The following is an 18,060-nucleotide window of genomic DNA, read 5'->3' on the forward strand; positions in this document are numbered from 1 at the left end:
TCACCGCAAGGGTCGTGCAGCTCCCGAAGTCGCGATCTGCACGACTCCCGCACGCAATTCGGTTCGTCGCACCTCTTGCCACTTGTAGAACCCGTTACTACCTTCACGGCAATTCCCGGCGCCTGATGGACCGTCAGAACACGACCGTCGCACGGCCAGAACCCGACCGTCGCACGACCTGGAGTTGCCGATGACCTGTCCAGCGATGCCCGACGGGTTCGATTTCACCGACCCCGACGTGCTGCACCAGCGCGTGCCCTTCCCGGAGTTCGCCGAGCTGCGTCGGACCGAACCGGTCCGTTGGATCCCACAGCCGCCCAATCTCGCCGGCTTCGGGGACGAGGGCTACTGGGCCGTCACCCGGCACGCCGACGTCAAGTACGTATCCACGCACCCGGAGTTGTACTCCTCCACCGTCAACACCGCGATCATCCGCTTCAACGAGCACATCGAACGCGACGCGATCGACGCCCAGCGGCTGATCCTGCTGAACATGGACCCGCCCGAGCACACCCGGGTCCGCCAGATCGTCCAGCGCGGCTTCACCCCGCGGGCCATCCGCGCGCTGGAGGACAACCTGCGCGGCCGCGCGGGCCGGATCATGGAGACGGCCCTCGCGAACGCGGGCCCCGGCGGTTCCTTCGACTTCGTGACCGAGGTCGCCTGCGAACTGCCCCTCCAGGCGATAGCCGAGCTGATCGGCATCCCGCAGGAGGACCGCGCCAAGATCTTCGACTGGTCCAACAAGATGATCGCCTACGACGACCCGGAGTACGCGATCACCGAGGAGGTCGGCCAGGAGGCGGCCACCGAGATCCTCGCCTACGCGATGAACATGTCCGCCGACCGCAAGCAGTGCCCGGCCAAGGACATCGTCAGCACCCTGGTCGCCGCCGAGGACGAGGGCAACCTCGGCTCGGACGAGTTCGGCTTCTTCGTACTGATGCTGGCCGTCGCGGGCAACGAGACGACCCGTAACGCCATCACCCACGGCATGCACGCCTTCCTCACCCACGCCGACCAGTGGGACCTCTACAAGCGGGAGCGCCCGGCGACCGCCGCCGAGGAGATCGTCCGCTGGGCGACACCCGTCGTCTCCTTCCAGCGCACGGCGACCCAGGACACCGAACTGGGCGGCAAGCAGATCAAGAAGGGCGACCGCGTCGGCATCTTCTACTCCTCCGCCAACAACGACCCGGAGGTCTTCGACTCACCGGAGGTCTTCGACATCACCCGCGACCCGAACCCGCACCTCGGCTTCGGGGGCGGCGGCCCGCACTTCTGCCTCGGCAAGTCGCTGGCCACCCTGGAGATCGACCTGATCTTCAACGCGATAGCCGACGCGATGCCCGGCCTCCGGCTGGTCGGCGACCCGCGCCGACTGCGCTCGGCCTGGATCAACGGCGTCAAGGAACTGCAGGTCAACGCCGGTTGAGCCGCCGGTGACCCGCTTCGAGGGAAGCAGGGGCATCCCCCCCTACGCTCCGCCCCTGCCTCCCCCGGGTCCCAGTACGCCCGAAATGCTGTAAACGTTTCCCCGCCGTTACGCGTCTTCACGGATGGCACAGCCAACTGACACCTTCGAAGACTTCGAACGGAAAAGCCGAGCCGTGGTCCCAGCCGAACTGTCCCTCGTCCGGCCGGAGGACGCGGCCACCTCCCGGAAGCGGGACCTCCGCCCGGTTTGGAGGCGGTACCGCGTCCCCCTCCTCGCCACCCTGCCGACCGTGCCGCTGTACGTGGTGTGGTGGCTGTTCCTCGCCACCGGCGGCGGTGATCTCGCGGCACAGGAGGCCTGGGCCGAGTTCGCGTCCCGGCACGGCGGTTCGGCGTACAGCCTGTTCTGGTACGGCGGGATGCACACCGCCAACTACAGCCTGATCTCGCCCTATCTGATGGCCGCCTTCGGCGTGCGCACGGTCACCGTCGCGGCCGGGCTCCTCGCCGCCTGGCTGGCCTCGGTCCTCATCGTCCGTACGGGGATCCGCCGGCCGCTCGGCCCGGCGCTGCTCGCGTCGCTCGCGCTGTGGTGCAACGTCGCGTCGGGGCGCACCACCTTCGCCCTCGGTGTCGCGTTCGGGCTCGCGGCCTGTGTGCTGCTGACCCGGGAGCGCCGCCTGCCGCTCGCGGTGGCGTACGCGGCGCTGGCGGCCATGGCGAGCCCGGTGGCCGGACTGTTCCTGGTCGTGGCGGGCACGGGTCACGCCCTCGTACGGGACCGGGTGCGGGCCGCCACGCTGATCGTCCCGCCGGTCGTGGTGGTGGGCGCGACCAGCCTGCTGTTCCCGTTCACCGGCGAGCAGTTGATGCCGGCGGCCCGGATCTGGCCGCCCGTCGTGATCGGCCTCGTCGTGCTGACCCTCGCGCCGCGCGGCTGGCGGGTACTGCGCTGGGGCGCCGTCGTGTACGCGGCCGGGACGGTCCTCACGTATCTGATCCCCTCACCGGTCGGCACGAACGTGGAGCGGCTGGCCGAACTGTTCGCACCGGCCGCCCTGTTGGCCGCGCTGCTGGCGGTGCCGGCCACCTCGACACCGGCCGGGGCGCCCCGCAGAGGCGGCAGGCACAGACGTGTCGCTCTCGCCATGGCGCTGGTCTTCTCCGTGGGGTGGGTGGGCAAGAAGACGGTCGACGATCTGCAGGTGTCGACGGTGGTACCGGCCTGGGCCCACGACACCACCAGCGTCGTGGAGGCCCTGGACCGGCTCGGCGCCGACCGTACGCGCGTCGAGGTGGTCCCGGCCCGCAACCACCGCGAGGCCACCGCGCTGGCCCCGCACGTGAACCTGGCGCGCGGCTGGAACCGGCAGTTGGACATGGAACGGGGCCGGCTCTTCTACGACGGGACCTTCTCGGAGACGACGTACCGCGGCTGGCTCGACCGGTGGGCGGTCGGCTTCGTCGTACTGCCCTCGGGGAAGCCGGACGGCTTCGCGGAGGACGAGGCACGTCTGGTCGCGCGGGGCACAGAATGGCTGGAGCCGGTGTGGCGGGACGTGAACTGGCGGGTCTACCGCGTGCGCGGGGCGGTGCCCCTGGTGTCGAGGCCCGCCACCGTCGTGCGGGCCGACAGCGCCGCGGTCCTCGTGCACGTCCCGCGGGCCGGCTCGGTGACCGTGCGGGTCGCCTTCTCGCCCTGGCTGTACGCCGAGGGCGGCTGCCTGGAGAAGGCGGGCGAGTTCACGCGTCTGACGGTGACCGAGCCGGGCGAGTACAGGATCAGCTCGGGGTACGGCCCTTCGCCGGGACCGGCTCCGCGATGCTGACGTCCGTCCCCTCCGCCGCCTCCGCCGATTTCGTGAGCGGTCGCGGGCGCGGTCCCTGGAGGAGGTAGGTCAGGGCGAAGCCCGCGCCGACGACGGCCGCGCCGCCCGCCGCGTCCAGGACCCAGTGGTTGGCGGTCGCCACGATCGCGGAGACCGTGAACAGCGGGTGCAGCAGGCCGAGTGCCTTCATCCACCACTTCGGGGCGAGGATCGCGATGACGAGCCCGCACCACAGCGACCAGCCGAAGTGCAGCGAGGGCATCGCCGCGTACTGGTTGGTGAGCGCGGTCAGCGTCCCGTAGTCCGGCTGGGAGAAGTCCTGCACACCGTGCACGGTGTCGATGAAACCGAGGCCCGGCATCAGCCGCGGCGGGGCCAGCGGGTAGAGCCAGAAGCCGACGAGCGCGAACAGCGTGGCGAAGCCGAGCGCCGCGCGGGCCCAGCGGTACTCGGCCGGGCGGCGGACGTAGAGGACACCGAGGACGCTCAGCGGCACCACGAAGTGGAACGACGTGTAGTAGAAGTCGAAGAAGCCCTGCAGCCACGGGACGTCCACCACCGCGTGGTTGACCCAGTGCTCGACGTCGATGTGCAGGAACTTCTCGATCGCGTGGATCTGCTCGCCGTTCTCCTCCGCGACGGCCCGGCCCCCCGCGTTGGTACCGCCGGTCGCCGCGAGCCTGACCTGCTGGTACGCGGAGTAGCCGACGCGGATCAGGAGCAGTTCGAGCAGCAGGTTCGGGCGGGTGAGGACCCGGCGCAGGAACGGCAGCAGGGGTACGTGCTTCCAGCGCGTGGGCACCGGCCGCGCGTACTCGGTCGGGATGGGCGAGCGGTAGTACTCCGACGTACGGGACAGAAACGGAACCACGGTGGCCGCGGCGAGGGCGGCCAGCAGGACGACGTTGTCACGCAGCGGGTAGAGGGACGCCATGTTCGGCAGCATCATCTTCGCCGGGAGCGTCATCACCAGGATGACGGCGACGGGCCATACGTACCGGTCGCCGGCCTTCTTGCCGACCCGGCCGACCAGCGCGAGCAGCACCCACAGCAGCTGGTGCTGCCAGGTGGTGGGCGACACGGCGACGGCGACACAGCCGGTGATCGCGACCGCGAGCAGCAACTGCCCGTCGCGGGCGTAGCGCACGGCGCGGCGCAGGCCGAGGACGGCGACGGCCGCGCCCAGCGCCAGGAACAGCCCGATCTCCAGCGGGCCTTCGAGGCCGAGCCGCAGCAACGCGCCGTGCAGCGACTGGTTGGCGAGATCGTCGGCGGGCCGCCCCAGCCCGACTCCGGCCAGGTGGTGCACCCAGTACGTGTACGAGTCGTGCGGCATCGCCGCCCACGCGAGCGCGGTGCCCGCGGCGAAGGCGATCCCGGTGGAGGCGGCGGCCCGGCGGCGGCCGGTGAACCACAGGAGCGGCGCGAAGAGGAGCACGGTCGGCTGGAGGGCCGCCGCGAGCCCGATCAGCACCCCGCTCGCCCGTTCCCCGCGCACCGCGAAACAGCCGAGGAGCACGAGCAGTACGGGAATGATGCTGGTCTGGCCGAGATACAGCGTGTTGCGCACGGGCAGCGACAGCATCAGCAGGCTGATCGCGACGGGCGCGGCCAGCAACGCCGTACGGCGGCTCACGGGTTGTGGCAGGGCGCGGGCGGCGACCAGGCCGAGGGCGACGACCAGCAGCAGCGTGCCGAAGGTCCAGCCCCAGCCCAGGGCCTGTTCGGCCGCACGGGTGAGTGGCTTGAGGACGAGCCCGGCGAACGGTGTGCCCGTGAACTGGGTGGAGTCGTACAGCGACCCCTTCACATGGAGCACGCCGTCGGGTCCGACCCAGGTCTCCAGGTCCGTCAGCCGTTCGCCTTTCGGCGTGCCCAGGACGACGGCGAGCTGCCGTACGGCCAGGACCGCGGCGATCAGCCAGAGGCCCGCGCGGACCAGTCCCAGCCGTGCCTTCGCCGTCCCGGGCGCCGCCGCCCCGAAGGCATCTCCTGGTCGTCCACCGTGCTCCGCATTCGCCACGCGCCGTCGGCCCTCCCGCCCCGTTCGTCCCCGGTGTCCCATGGGTCTGGGTGCGTCTGTTTCCTGTTCGGATCCTAAGAGGCTCGCACTCCCCCCGTCGTGAGACGCAGGCAACCCCCTCTTCACCTGACGTCCTTCGGACTTTGTCCGGATGGAGGTGTTGTACGGCCGGTCCGGCTCCCTCGCAAGTCGCCGCGAGACCTCCGCGAGTCGCCGTGCAGTCCCGCGAGTTGCCGTGAGGGGAATACAACCACCCAACCTGCCAGTAACCGGTTATATTCAGCGACGGAACTGATTAGCGCACCTAACTAGACAGGCGAAAGGTATGACGGCATGACCGAGCCGCAGCTCTGGCACGACGTGGACGACTACTTCACCGGCCTCCTCGCCCCGCCGGACGACGCCCTGACCGACGCGCTGAACGACAGCGACGCCGCCGGACTGCCCCACATCAACGTCGCCCCGCCGCAGGGCAAGCTGCTGCATCTCCTGGCCGTGATCCAGGGCGCGGCCCGCATCCTGGAGATCGGCACACTCGGCGGCTACAGCACCATCTGGCTGGCCCGTGCCCTTCCGCGGGACGGCCGGCTGATCACGCTGGAGTACAGCGAGCGGCACGCCGAGGTGGCCCGCCGCAACATCGCCCGGGCCGGCCTGGACAAGATCACCGAGGTCCGGGTGGGCCCGGCACTCGACTCCCTGGCGAAGCTGGCCGCCGAGAACGACAAGGGCGACGGGAACACGGCCCCCTTCGACCTGGTCTTCATCGACGCGGACAAGGTCAACAACCCCCGCTATGTGGAGTGGGCCGTGAAACTCACCCGCCCCGGCAGCCTGATCATCCTCGACAACGTCGTCCGCGGCGGCGCCGTCACCGACGCCACCAGCGACGACCCGAGCGTGCGGGGCACCCGCGAGGCCCTCGAACTGTTCGCCACACACCCGAAACTGACCGCCACGGCGATCCAGACGGTGGGCTCGAAGGGGTACGACGGCTTCGCGCTGGCGCGCGTACTGCCGTAGCCCCTCCGGTACTTCCGCGCGCCGGCCCAAGGGGTCAGGCCTCGTGGTAGAAGCCCACGTTGACGCTGCGGGGGCCCGTGCGGTCGTAGATGATCAGTTCGCCGGAGCCACCGAGGGGCAGCTTGGCCGTCCCGCCGTACGGCAGGACCTGCGGGGCTGCCCCGCCGACCAGGGTGAACCGCACCTCGGAGGAGGGCTCGTCCTGCGAGCCCCGCAGCCAGGTCACCTGCCAGCTCCCCTCGGGCCCGCACATGAACTCCACGTGCACCCGCGAGACGAACAGCCAGTCGTCGGGCGTGGCGAGGCGGCACACGCCCCGGTCCCGCCCCACCCGCAGCACGGCACCCGGCTCGCTCGGCGCGTCGGCCATCTGCATACCGGCCGTCGCGCCGGCTTCCGTCCCGGACACCGTGGCCATGGTGAGTTCGAGCACGTGTGCTCCTTCGTTCCCGCGCGTTCCCGCGTTCCGATTGTCCCGCGCCAGGACGCGGTTGACGCCCCGGCGAGGTGTCGCCGCCGAATGATAATTCGCCCGGCCCCACACCGTCCGACGCAGTCCCGCACCGTCCTGTGCGGTCCCACACCGCTCGGGCACGGTCGCACACCTTTCCGGCACGGTTCGGGCACCTTCCGGCACAATGGACGCATGACCGAGCGCAAGCCTCCTGGTGTCAGCTTCGAGTCCTGGATCGACAAGCAGATCCACGACGCGGAAGCCCGTGGGGAGTTCGCCGATCTCCCCGGCATGGGCAAGCCGCTGACGAGCGGTCCCGACACGTCGTACGACGAACTGTGGTGGATCAAGCAGAAGATGATCCGCGAGGGCCTGACCGTACTGCCCCCGACACTGGCCCTCCGCAAGGAGGCCGAGGACGCCCTTGAGGCGGTCGCCAAGGCCCCGTCGGAGCAGGCGGTACGGCGGATCGTCACGGAGATCAACAAGAAGATCCGCGAGATGATGTTCAGGCCGCCGCCCGGCCCGCCGCTGGGCCTCAAGCCGTACGACGTCGAGGAGATCGTCCGCGAGTGGCACGAGCGGCGTGCCGGCTGAGCCCGTCCGCGCCTCCGTCTCCGTCCTCGTCCTCGTCGAGACCGCGCCGCCCTCTCGGGGCACGGGTGAGGCCCTGCCCCGACACATGGCCCGGGGCAGGGCCTCGCTGCGCAAGATGCCTACGGCGGCGTAGGCGTACGGGAGTTCTGCGGGGGTGGGTGGTTCAGAGCCGCAGCAGCCGTTCCGCCAGTTCCCGGTAGTCCCGTAGGGCCAGCCGGAGTTGTTCGGTGTCGGCCTTGTCCTCGCCGGTGGTCTGCCAGGACGTACGGAGTGTGCGGCGGCGCTCGGTCACGGCGTCGGTGAACCGTGCCGCGACCTCCTGGAGGACCTTGTCGGCCTCCTCGACCGAGCCCCGGGGGCCGTCGATGAACCCGGCCACCGCGTGCTGGAGTTGGCTGGACCACTTGTCGCCCACGTCGGGGGACATCAGACGTCCGCCTGTGCCTGTGCCTCCGGCGGTTCCGGGGGTTCCCGAGGGCGACTTGGTCTGGGTGACGGGCGGGTTGCCTGCGGCAGGGGTGCCTTCAGGAGCCCTTGAATTTCCCGCCGTGGTCTTGTGCAGGTCGCCTTGGGCCGGTCGCGCGGTTCCCCGCGCCCCTGACGGGGCGGGTGTGGCTGAGCCGGTGTCGGAGGCGGGGGCACGCCCCGGAGCGGGGATCCGTTCGGGGGTGGCGGGCCTTCCGGGAGCCTCGGCCTGGTCGACAGCCTCCGTCCGGCCGACGGCATCGGTTCGATCAGGTGCCCCGGTCCGGCCGACAGCCTCGGTTCGGCCGGCACCCTCGGTTCGGTCGGGTGTCTCGGTCCGCCCGGCAGCCTTGATCCGGCCGAGTATCCCGGTTCGCCCGGCAGCCTCGGCCTGGTCGGATGCCTCGGTCCGGTCGGGAGATGCGTGCCGGTCGGCAGACATCGACCTGTCGGGAGACGTCGGCCGGTCGGGAGACATCCGCCGGTCGGGAGACATCCGCCGGTCGGCAGATGTCTGCCGGTCGGGAGGCGTCCCCTGGTCGGCAGGCGCCGACCTGTCGGCGGACGTCGGCCTGTCGTTGCGCCGTTCCGGCGGGGGCGGGGGTGCGGCCGTCGTGTTGTCGTCCGGCATGGCTGTCAACTCCCCTTCACGTGGCGCCTGTTGAGTGCCCACGGCGCGTGTACGCGGCCGCGGGAGCTGTCGGTGTCGGTTCGGGTGGCCGCGGTGGCTTCCTCGGTCTTCCCGGTCTGCTCCCGGGGGTCGCTCTTCCCCCGGGTCAGGGCCTTTTCGTCCCCGCGGGCCGGGGCCGTCAGGTCCTGGAAGAGGGCGCGGGCCTCGACCAGGGCCTCGCGCAGTTCCTCCGTACCGGCCGCCGGGCCCGCGCCGGAGCCGGCCGTGGGCGCGTGCGCGGCCCGGTGGACGCGCCGGTAACCATGGACGTGGTGCGCGTGGTGCACGGAGAGCGCGTCGAGCTGCTCGTCGTGACGGTCACCGTCCGGGAACCCGCGGGCGCCCGCCACCTCGGCGATCAGCCGGTCCGCCTCGACGACGGCATCGCGCGGCGAGTCGACGAACTGCTCCTGCACGGCGGTCCAGCGGACCAGATACCGCTCCCGTGCCCCGGGCTCCAGCGGCTGCTCGCGCAGCGATCCGTGCCGCTGCACCCGCTCTTCGAGTTCGTGCTCGGCGGCCTTGGAGTCGCCGTCGTGCCGGGCGACGGCCCGGTCGTACTCGGGCCCGAAGCGCCGCTTCAGACCTCGCCCGCCGCCCGCCCCGCGGGCCGCCACGGACCGGGCGACCACGGCGGCCACGAGAGCCACCGCGACCACGATCAGAAGGATGATCACGCCTGTGGACATGGAATGCCTTCCGGGTTCTGGGCCCAGTGGGCCGCTTCCCCTGCCGGGTTGCCCGGACGACGCTCCCCAAACTGCGCTCGCGACTTCCGTGCGGCAGCGTGTCGATTACGGCGTCCCTCGTTCGACGCATGGGTGAGAGCACGAGTGAGGGGCGGCACAGGGGCGGCCCCTGACAACGAGTGATACCGAGGAGAACGTCATGGGCAAGGTCGTCGCACGGATCGGAATGTCGCTCGACGGATACATCACGGGCCCGGACGCGGGGGCCGAGCACCCGCTCGGCATCGGCGGCGAACGTCTGCACAACTGGGTGTACGGACTGCGCGCGTTCCGCGAGATGCTGGGGAAGAAGGGCGGGACGGAGGGCCGGGACAACGACGTCGTCGCCGAGTGGGTCGCCCGGCCGGGCGCGGTGGTCATGGGCCACGGCATGTTCATCAGCGGCGAGGTGCCCTGGGGCGACGAGCCGCCGTACCACATGCCGGTCTACATCGTCACCCACCACCCCCGCGAGACCGTGGTGAAGGAGGGCGGCACGAGCTACCACTTCGTCACCGAGGGCCCCGAGCACGCCCTCGCCCTGGCCCGCGAGGCGGCGGGCGACAAGGACGTCTCCCTGGCGGGCGGCGCGAACCTGATCCAGCAGTTCATCCGCGCCGGCCTCCTCGACGAACTCCTTCTCCACGTCGTCCCCGTCCTCGCCTGCGCCGGCACCCGGCTCTTCGACGACCTGGGCGAGAACCAGATCGAGTGGGAGAAGGCCGCGGTCATCGACTCCCCCGAGGTCACCCACATCCACCTGCGGGCCCTGAAGCAGGCCGCCGGGTGAGCCGGCGGTAATTCGCTTGCGGGCGGCGTACGGGGCGTCGTGACAATGCCCGCCATGAAGACACGTACGCCCGGTGCGCCGGGGCCCTGGACCGTCACCCCCGAGCCCTTCGACTCGCCGACCGCGATCACCCTCTGGCGGGCGTACTACACGGAGGTCAGCGACCGCTGGTACCGGCTGCACCGCGGGCACGACACCGACCCCGCCGAGCTGGAACGCGAGATCGCCGCCGACACCGGAGCCGAATTCGCCCCGCCCGGCGGGGTGTTGCTGGTCGCGCGGCACGACGGCGTGGCCGCGGGCATGGCGGGCGTACGGCTCCGGGACGCGACGACGGGCGAGCTCAAGCGTGTCTTCGTACGCGACGGTCTGCGGGGCAAGGGTGGCGGTGCCGTTCTTCTCGGGGCGGCCGAGGCGGCGGCCCGGGCGCTCGGGGCCGGGCGGCTGATCCTCGACACCCGGGGCGACCTGGTGGAGGCGCGGGCGCTGTACGCCCGGCACGGCTACGCGGAGACCGAGGCGTACAACGACGACGTGTACGCCGAGCACTGGTTCGCCAAACGGCTCACCGCCTGAGCCGCTCGCGCGTCAGGTTTCGTGCGTCAGGTTTTCGTGCGTCAGGTGCCGGGCCGCGCCCGGGTCACTTGGTGAGCCACACCCGGCCGGTCGGCTTCGGGACGGTTCCGTTGTGGGGGCGTTCCTCGTTGGAGCCGCACATCTCGGCGTTCAGCTCCTTCACGAGCCGGACCAGGTCGGTGGGGCGGTCCGGGCCCCACCAGTCGCCCAGGAGTTCGGCGAGGGACTCCTCACGGGCCTCGGCCAGCTTCTCGGCGGCCTCGCGGCCCCGGTCGGTCAGGACCAGGTCGAGGCCCTCCCGTACGGCGAGCCGCCGCTCCTCGACCTGGCGGGCGGCCGCGATGACGACGTGCAGGGGCACCGCGCTGCGCTCGGCGAGGACGGCCGGCTCGGCCCAGCCGTAGCGCCTGATCCGCAGCAGGAGCCAGCTCGCGGCGGGCAGCAGGTCGTATCCGGCGCGGGCGGTGATCTTCTGGTAGATCTCGCGCCGCCCCTCCCTCGTGCCGAGCACGGACAGCGCGCGGCACACCTCGTCGTACGAGGAGCGCTCCACGGGGTTGCTGGCCAGTGTCTGGGTGGCGTCGGGTGCCGTCACCGAGGCGCGCAGCCTGTCCTCGCGCAGGAACCAGGCGAGCGCGAAGCCCACGAGGGCGACCGGGGCCGCGTACAGGAAGACGTCCGTGATGGACGTGGAGTACGCCTCCACGACGGGCGGCCGGAGTGTGGCCGGGAGGTCGGCGATGATCTTCGGGTCGGACTTCAGCGCGTCCACGCCGAGGCTCGGCGGGAGGTTCTGCCCCCGGAGCGCGGAGGTCAGTTCGCTGCCCAGCCGGCTCGCGAAGACCGTGCCGAAGATGGCGACGCCGAACGAGGCGCCGATGGAGCGGAAGAAGGTGGCGCCGGAGGTGGCGACGCCGAGATCCTCGTACGAGACGGCGTTCTGCACGATCAGTACGAGGACCTGCATGACCAGGCCGAGTCCGAGGCCGAACACGAGGAGGTACGAGCTCATCTCGGCCGCGGAGCTGTGCTCGTCGAGCTGGTGCAGGAGCAGCAGACCGAGCGCGGTGACGCCCGTACCGGCGATGGGGAACACCTTCCAGCGGCCCGTGCGGCTGACGATCTGTCCCGACACGGTCGAGGAGACGAGCAGTCCGGCCACCATCGGCAGCATGTGCACGCCCGACATGGTGGGCGAGATCCCGTGGACGACCTGGAGGAACGTCGGGAGGTACGTCATCGCCCCGAACATCGCGAAGCCGACGATGAAGCTGATCAGGGCGGCGAGGGTGAAGGTGCGGATCCGGAACAGTTTCAGCGGCAGCACGGGCTCGGCGGCCCGCCGTTCGACACCCACGAACGCCACGGCGAGTACGACGCCCAGCACCGCGAGGCCGATGATCTGCGCCGAGCCCCAGGCCCAGGTGCTGCCGCCGAGCGAGGCGACGAGAACCAGACAGGTGGCGACGGCCGCGATCAGGAACGTACCGAGGTAGTCGATCGTGTGCTTCTGCGCGCGGACCGGGATGCGCAGGACGGTCGCGATGACGGCGAGCGCGACGATCCCGATGGGGAGGTTGATGTAGAAGACCCAGCGCCAGCTCAGGTGCTGGGTGAACAGCCCGCCGAGCAGCGGGCCGAGCACGCTGCTCGCGCCGAAGACCGCGCCGAACAGGCCCTGGTACTTGCCCCGTTCGCGGGGCGAGACGATGTCGCCGACGATCGCCATCGACAGCACGATGAGCCCGCCGCCGCCGAGGCCCTGGAGGGCGCGGAAGGCGATCAGCTGGGGCATGTTCTGCGCCATACCGCACAGCGCGGAGCCGATCAGGAAGATCACGATGGCGGTCTGGAACAGTTTCTTGCGTCCGTACTGGTCACCGAGCTTGCCCCAGAGCGGGGTGGCGGCCGTGGAGGCGAGCAGATACGCGGTGACGACCCACGACAGGTGATCAAGACCACCCAGGTCGCTGACGATGGTCGGCAGCGCGGTCGACACGATCGTCTGGTCGAGCGCGGCGAGGAGCAGTCCGAGCAGCAGGGCCCCGATCGAGACGAGGACGCCGCCCTTGGGGTGCTCCTGACCGGCGGTGGCACCACGCGAATGGTCCCGGGTGCGGCGGGCCGTCTTCTCCTTTTTCATGCCGTTCGTGCCGTTCACACCGTGCGCATCCTCGGCCATGAAGACCTCCCGGCCGCGAGAGTCCCGTTTGCCCTTCCATCCTGGTCGGTGTGACCGGTTATGGCCTGTTGAATCCGCTACGGAGTCCGGGATTCCGGGGGTAACCCGGAGATTGTGTGGAGGGTGTCTGCATAATCGCTGGAGTTCGTACGGGGAGGAACCCACACGTGAACGACCGGAACGGTCACATATGCCCGGAATGCGGAGCACCCTGGGGGGCAGAGGGCTCCCCGACGTGCGACTGCGCCCGCCGGGCGGCCGACGCCCTGCTGGAGACCCGCTCCGCGGAGACCGCCGCGGCAGAGGACTTCGACCCCCTGCGCATCCGCCCTTACGTGGACCTGGACCCGGCGACATCGGAAACACCGGAGACATCGGAGGCACCGGGAGCGGCAGGAGGCGCGGCGGCCCCAGTGGGATCGGCGGGCTCCGGCACTCCGGAGCCCCCCGGCAGCACAACGGGCGCCCCCGCAACTGACGGCACCGATTACGGACACGGGTACGGATCCGGGGCCGGGGCCGGGTACGAGCGTGGGCACGATCATGAGTACGGGCATGAGTACGGGCACGGGCACGGGTATGAGCACAGCGCGCCCCCCGAGCCGCCCACGAGCGCGACGCCCGAAGCGCAGCCCGCCGGCCTGCCGACCGGCCTGCCCGCCGACCCGGGCGCCACCACCCGGCTGCCCCGAGCGACGGCGCCGCCCCGCTCCCCCGACACGGGCCTCTTCGAGGCGCATCAGCTGGACCCCGCCCCGGTGTTCCCCGAGGATCTGGTCGCGGACCCGGCGGAGAACACGAACCGCCGCCGCCGCTTCGCACTCGTCGGCGTCGGCGCCACCGCGGCGGTGGTCGCGGCGGCCGGGTTCGCGAGCGGACTGTTCTCGTACGACACGCCGTCGCGGGAGAGCGCGGCCCCGGACGACATACGGGCGAGCGTGCCGGACACGACCCTGGACGAGCCGTCGCCGTCGGTCTCCGAGTCACCCACGCGGTCGCCGTCGGCCTCACCGACCGAGTCGAGCAGCGCGAGCACGACACCGTCCCCGACGCGGTCGACCGCCTCGCCGACCCCTCCCGACCCGACCCCCACGACCCGCGCCCCGTCGACGGGCGCCCCCACCCCCACGACCAGCCGCTCCTCCACCCCACCGGAGAAGGCCGAGCCGGTGACACTGGGCCCCGGCGACGAGGGCCCCGAGGTCACCGAACTCCAGCAACGCCTCCAGCAGGTGGCCCTGTTCGCGGGCAACCCCAACGGCGACTACGACAACCGAACCGAAACCGCCGTCCGCAACTACCAACTCACCCGAAAAATCAACAACCAGGACGCAGGCACCTACGACAAGGAAACCCGAACCCGCCTGGAATCAGAAACAACAGAACCGTAAAAGGCAGGGCCGAGCCCCGAGCCATGAAGGCGCCGGACCTTGAACCTTGAGGGCACCGACCTTTTCCCTCGAAGCCAGACCCTGACCCTCGAAGGCTCCAACCTCTGGGCCCTGAACCTCAAAGGCCCTGGGCCATAGGTTCTCCGGGCTCCGGGCAGCGAAGGCGCCGGACGCCCCTTTCGAACGGCCGGACCCCAATGCTTTTAGGGGCGCGGGGAACTGCGCACCCAGCCCCCACTCAGCCGCACCGAACACCAACCCCCACCCCATCCCACCCAGGGACCCGGGGAACTACGCAACAAGCCCAACACACCCCACACCGATACCCACACCCACACCCACACAAAAGCCGACCCCCGGGTCACCCCACCCGCAGCCGAACCACCCCACCCCCCAAACCCTCAACAGCCACCCGCCGAAGATCCCGCACCACAACATCCGGCCGATGGAACCCGGCCCGGGGCCCAACCCCGACCACCCGCATCCCCGCGGAGCGCCCCGCCGAGATCCCCGCCCCCGAGTCCTCGAACACCACACACTCCTCAGGCGCGACCCCCAACTCGGCCGCCCCCTTCAAGAACCCCTCGGGATCCGGCTTGCTCGCCCCCACGGACTCGGCCGTGACCCGAACCTCGGGCAGCGAAAGCCCCGCCGCCGCCATCCGCGCGGTGGACAGCGCGACATCCGCGGACGTCACGAGCGCATGCGCCACCACGCCCCGCAACGAGGCAAGAAACTCCGCGGCCCCCGGAATCGCCACGACCCCGTCCATGTCCGCCGTCTCCTCGGCGAGCATCCGCGCGTTGTCGGCGTAGTTCTGCTCCATGGGCCGGCCGGGCAGCAGCACGGCCATCGACGCGTACCCCTGCCGCCCGTGGACGACCTTCATGACCTCGCCCCCGTCGAGCCCGTGCCGGTCGGCCCAGCGGCGCCACACGCGCTCGACGACGGCGTCCGAGTTGACGAGGGTGCCGTCCATGTCCAGCAGCAGGGCACGGGCGGTCAGCACGGTCGAGGCCGTCATCGGCAGGCTCCAAAGCGTGGAAGAGCGCGGAAGTGGGTCCCGCACGGGGCCGGTCCGTGACCCCCGGGAGACAAGGCGACCCCGCCCGCCGGTCAGGGAATGCGGGCGGAGCCACTTTGTTCCCCCACGGTACAAAACAAAGACCCGATCCCGCTACCACCCAAGACACCCCAAGGCGCCAAATCCACCCGAACCCACGACGCGGCGGCCGACGGAACCCCGAAAGTCCCGCCTCACCCCTTGTTGTGTCATGCCCACGTCATTAACTTCTCACCTGACGCACATCTCCCGGAAACCGGCCCCCGCGAGCATTCAGTCGCTCGCAGGTCAACTTCCCCCCACCCCAAGGGAGTTCGCATGCCGAAGATCTACGCGCGTCGACGGCTGAGTCTAGTGGCCGCCTTCGCCGGATTGATAGCCATGGTCGGGCTTTTCAACGGCCCGACCGCCTCCGCCGCACTGCCCACCCCGGTCAGCGCCGCCACCGCCCGCACCTACCTCGCCTCGCTCACCGTGGCGACCGAGGACCGCACCGGCTACGACCGCGACCTCTTCCCGCACTGGATCACCATCAGCGGCACGTGCAACACCCGTGAGACGGTCCTGAAGCGCGACGGCACGAACGTCGTCACCAGCTCCGCCTGCGCGGCCACCAGCGGCAGTTGGTACTCCGTCTACGACGGCGCGACCTGGACCGCCGCCTCCGACCTCGACATCGACCACCTCGTCCCGCTGGCCGAGGCCTGGGACTCCGGCGCCGACAGCTGGACCACCTCCCAGCGCCAGGCCTTCGCCAACGACCTCACCCGCCCGCAGCTCATCGCCGTCACGGACAACGTGAACCAGTCGAAGAGCGACCAGGACCCGGCCGAGTGGATGCCGTCCGTCACTTCCTACGCCTGCACCTACGTACGCGCCTGGGTCCAGGTGAAGTACTACTACGACCTCTCCGTCGACTCGGCGGAGAAGAGCAAGCTCAGCTCGGTCCTCAGCGGCTGCTGATCAACGGCCGACCCACAGCCGACCAGCAGCAGTAAGGCAGCCGATCGCCGACCGACCGGCAGTTGATCGACACCCAGTCGACACCCGATCGGCAGCCGGTCGACACCTGATCAACTGCACCATGCACGGAACCTCCCCGCTCACCTCCGTCGTTCCGTACCGTACGGGGCGACGGAGGAGAGTGATCGCGTGGCGGGACTGCGCCTGGGTCCACTGCTGAGGTACGTCGACGGCTCGTCCGCGACCATCTGGGTCGAGGCGAGCCGCCCGTGCACCGCCGAGGTGCGCTGCCCGGACGGCGCGGGCGGCGAGTCCCGTACCTTCCAGATCGCGGGTCATCACTACGCCCTGATCCCGGTCACCGGCCTGACCCCGGGCACGACGTCCTCGTACGAGGTACTGCTCGACGGGGCGCAGGTCTGGCCGCTCCCCGACTCCCGCTTCCCGCCCTCGGTCATCCACACCCCGGTGGACGACCACGAGACCGTACGGGTCGCCTTCGGCTCCTGCCGCTGGGCCACACCGGCCGCCGACGAGAAGGACCCCGGCGGCCCGGACGCCCTGGACACCCTCGCCGCCCGCATCGCCGCGAACCCGGACGGCGAACGCCCGGACGTCCTGCTGCTGTTGGGCGACCAGGTGTACGCGGACGAGGTCTCGGCCGCCACGCGCCGCTGGCTGGAGGCCCGCCGCGGGCTGAACGAACCGCCGGGCGCCGAGGTCGCGGACTACGAGGAGTACACGCACCTCTACTACGAATCGTGGCTCGACCCCGAGATCCGCTGGCTGCTCTCCACCGTGCCCAGCTGCATGATCTTCGACGACCACGACGTCATCGACGACTGGAACACCAGCGAGGCCTGGGTCGCCGACATGCGGGCCACACCCTGGTGGCGCGAGCGGATCCTGAGCGGCCTGATGTCGTACTGGGTCCACCAGCACCTCGGCAACCTCCCGCCCGAGCGCCTCGCCGAGGACCCCCTGTACGAAGCGGTCCGCGCCACCCCCGACGGCACGGACGCCCTGCGCACCTTCGCCGCCCGGGCCGACACCGACCCGGCCTCGGTCCGCTGGAGCTACCGCCGCGACTTCGGCCGCACCCGGCTCCTGATGGTCGACTCCCGCGCGGCCCGCGTCCTCGACGAGAAGAACCGCTCGATGCTCGGCCCCGCGGAGGAGGCGTGGCTGCGCGAACAGGTGCTGGAGGAGCCGGGTTCGTACGACCATCTCCTCATCGGCACCTCCCTGCCCTGGCTGCTCCCCAACCTCGTGCACGACGCGGAGGGCTGGAACGCCGCGCTGTGCCGGGGCGAACGGGGCGAGCGCTGGGCCCGGTTCGGGGAGGATCTGCGGCGGCGGGCCGATCTGGAGCACTGGGCGGCGTTCCCGTCGTCGTTCGACGCGCTGGCGGAGCTGATCGCCGAGGCCGGCTCGGGACAGCAGGCACCGGCGACGGTGTGCGTGCTGTCCGGGGACGTGCACCACGCGTACATCGCCGAGCCGGTCTGGCGGGAGGGCCTGGCGGGACCCGACGCCCGGGTGCTCCAGCTGACCTGCTCCCCCGTGCACAACTCCATCCCGCTCTCGATAAGACTCGGCTTCCGTTTCGGCTGGAGCGGGGTCGGCCGCGCGATCGGCCGCCGGTTCGCCCGGCACGGCAGACTCGGGCGTCCGCCCGTCGACTGGCGGAAAACCGGCGGTCCTTGGTTCGGCAACCAGCTCATGACACTGACCCTGCGCGGCCGTTCGGCACGTCTGCGCCTCGACCAGGCCCGGCAGGAACAGGGCGGAGCGGCCCGACTGCGGACGATCGTCGAATCCGAACTCAGCTGACACACGGACACGGAGAGTCACAACTCCCCCGCGCAC

15 protein-coding genes are annotated in these 18,060 nt (G+C 70.9%); 9 read left to right on the forward strand and 6 right to left on the reverse strand.

Annotated features, from left to right (window positions below; translation table 11 throughout):
- The first annotated feature begins 190 nt into the window (after positions 1 to 190).
- A complete protein-coding gene (locus ACH4YP_RS19665; RefSeq protein WP_361056069.1) occupies positions 191 to 1,435 on the forward strand; it encodes a cytochrome P450 in 1,245 nt (414 codons plus the stop codon).
- A gap of 175 nt (positions 1,436 to 1,610) precedes the next feature.
- Complete coding sequence (locus ACH4YP_RS19670; RefSeq protein WP_398491447.1) at positions 1,611 to 3,266, forward strand: hypothetical protein; 1,656 nt, start codon at positions 1,611 to 1,613, stop codon at positions 3,264 to 3,266.
- Here ACH4YP_RS19670 and ACH4YP_RS19675 read toward each other — a convergent pair.
- Positions 3,220 to 5,289: a bifunctional glycosyltransferase 87/phosphatase PAP2 family protein gene (locus ACH4YP_RS19675; RefSeq protein WP_398491449.1), complete on the reverse strand. Its 2,070-nt coding sequence runs from the start codon at positions 5,287 to 5,289 to the stop codon at positions 3,220 to 3,222. The two genes, ACH4YP_RS19670 and ACH4YP_RS19675, sit on opposite strands and share 47 nt — an antisense overlap.
- Positions 5,290 to 5,622: 333 nt before the next feature.
- Here ACH4YP_RS19675 and ACH4YP_RS19680 point away from each other — a divergent pair, with 333 nt between their 5' ends.
- Positions 5,623 to 6,312 carry an O-methyltransferase gene (locus ACH4YP_RS19680; RefSeq protein ID WP_398491451.1) on the forward strand — a complete coding sequence of 230 codons (690 nt, stop codon included), beginning with the start codon at positions 5,623 to 5,625 and terminating at the stop codon, positions 6,310 to 6,312.
- Positions 6,313 to 6,346: 34 nt separating this feature from the next.
- Here the strand turns inward: ACH4YP_RS19680 and ACH4YP_RS19685 are convergent, their stop codons facing one another.
- Positions 6,347 to 6,745 (reverse strand): hypothetical protein, encoded by a 399-nt coding sequence (locus ACH4YP_RS19685; protein WP_361056081.1) that lies wholly within the window; start codon positions 6,743 to 6,745, stop codon positions 6,347 to 6,349.
- Between the two features lie 213 nt (positions 6,746 to 6,958).
- On the opposite strand from ACH4YP_RS19685, the gene ACH4YP_RS19690 reads away from it, so the two are divergent.
- Positions 6,959 to 7,363, forward strand: a complete 405-nt coding sequence (locus ACH4YP_RS19690) for a DUF1992 domain-containing protein (RefSeq protein WP_398491453.1) — start codon at positions 6,959 to 6,961, stop codon at positions 7,361 to 7,363.
- 163 nt (positions 7,364 to 7,526) lie between these two features.
- Here ACH4YP_RS19690 and ACH4YP_RS19695 read toward each other — a convergent pair whose 3' ends face one another.
- Both ACH4YP_RS19695 and ACH4YP_RS19700 read right to left on the reverse strand, forming a co-directional pair.
- Positions 7,527 to 7,790, reverse strand: coding sequence for a hypothetical protein (locus tag ACH4YP_RS19695; protein WP_398491454.1), 264 nt, complete (start codon positions 7,788 to 7,790; stop codon positions 7,527 to 7,529).
- 674 nt (positions 7,791 to 8,464) lie between these two features.
- The gene (locus ACH4YP_RS19700) at positions 8,465 to 9,187 is read right to left on the reverse strand and encodes a hypothetical protein (RefSeq protein WP_398491456.1); all 723 of its coding nucleotides are present in this window, start codon (positions 9,185 to 9,187) and stop codon (positions 8,465 to 8,467) included.
- 199 nt (positions 9,188 to 9,386) lie between these two features.
- Between ACH4YP_RS19700 and ACH4YP_RS19705 the strand changes: the two genes are divergently transcribed.
- The gene (locus ACH4YP_RS19705; protein WP_361056089.1) at positions 9,387 to 10,016 is read left to right on the forward strand and encodes a dihydrofolate reductase family protein; all 630 of its coding nucleotides are present in this window, start codon (positions 9,387 to 9,389) and stop codon (positions 10,014 to 10,016) included.
- A gap of 54 nt (positions 10,017 to 10,070) precedes the next feature.
- Positions 10,071 to 10,592: a GNAT family N-acetyltransferase gene (locus ACH4YP_RS19710; protein WP_398491458.1), complete on the forward strand. Its 522-nt coding sequence runs from the start codon at positions 10,071 to 10,073 to the stop codon at positions 10,590 to 10,592.
- A 64-nt stretch (positions 10,593 to 10,656) separates the two neighbouring features.
- Here ACH4YP_RS19710 and ACH4YP_RS19715 read toward each other — a convergent pair whose 3' ends face one another.
- Positions 10,657 to 12,774, reverse strand: coding sequence for a DHA2 family efflux MFS transporter permease subunit (locus ACH4YP_RS19715; protein WP_398491460.1), 2,118 nt, complete (start codon positions 12,772 to 12,774; stop codon positions 10,657 to 10,659).
- A 167-nt stretch (positions 12,775 to 12,941) separates the two neighbouring features.
- Here ACH4YP_RS19715 and ACH4YP_RS19720 point away from each other — a divergent pair, with 167 nt between their 5' ends.
- Positions 12,942 to 14,165, forward strand: coding sequence for a peptidoglycan-binding protein (locus ACH4YP_RS19720; protein WP_398491462.1), 1,224 nt, complete (start codon positions 12,942 to 12,944; stop codon positions 14,163 to 14,165).
- Positions 14,166 to 14,526: 361 nt separating this feature from the next.
- Here the strand turns inward: ACH4YP_RS19720 and ACH4YP_RS19725 are convergent, their stop codons facing one another.
- Positions 14,527 to 15,189 (reverse strand): HAD family hydrolase, encoded by a 663-nt coding sequence (locus ACH4YP_RS19725; RefSeq protein WP_398491464.1) that lies wholly within the window; start codon positions 15,187 to 15,189, stop codon positions 14,527 to 14,529.
- 357 nt (positions 15,190 to 15,546) lie between these two features.
- Between ACH4YP_RS19725 and ACH4YP_RS19730 the strand changes: the two genes are divergently transcribed.
- Positions 15,547 to 16,191: an HNH endonuclease family protein gene (locus ACH4YP_RS19730; RefSeq protein WP_361056103.1), complete on the forward strand. Its 645-nt coding sequence runs from the start codon at positions 15,547 to 15,549 to the stop codon at positions 16,189 to 16,191.
- A 189-nt stretch (positions 16,192 to 16,380) separates the two neighbouring features.
- Complete coding sequence (locus ACH4YP_RS19735) at positions 16,381 to 18,024, forward strand: alkaline phosphatase D family protein (protein ID WP_398491466.1); 1,644 nt, start codon at positions 16,381 to 16,383, stop codon at positions 18,022 to 18,024.
- Positions 18,025 to 18,060: the final 36 nt, after the last annotated feature.

Source organism: Streptomyces sp. NPDC020747 (genome assembly GCF_044334695.1).
GTDB lineage: Bacteria > Actinomycetota > Actinomycetes > Streptomycetales > Streptomycetaceae > Streptomyces.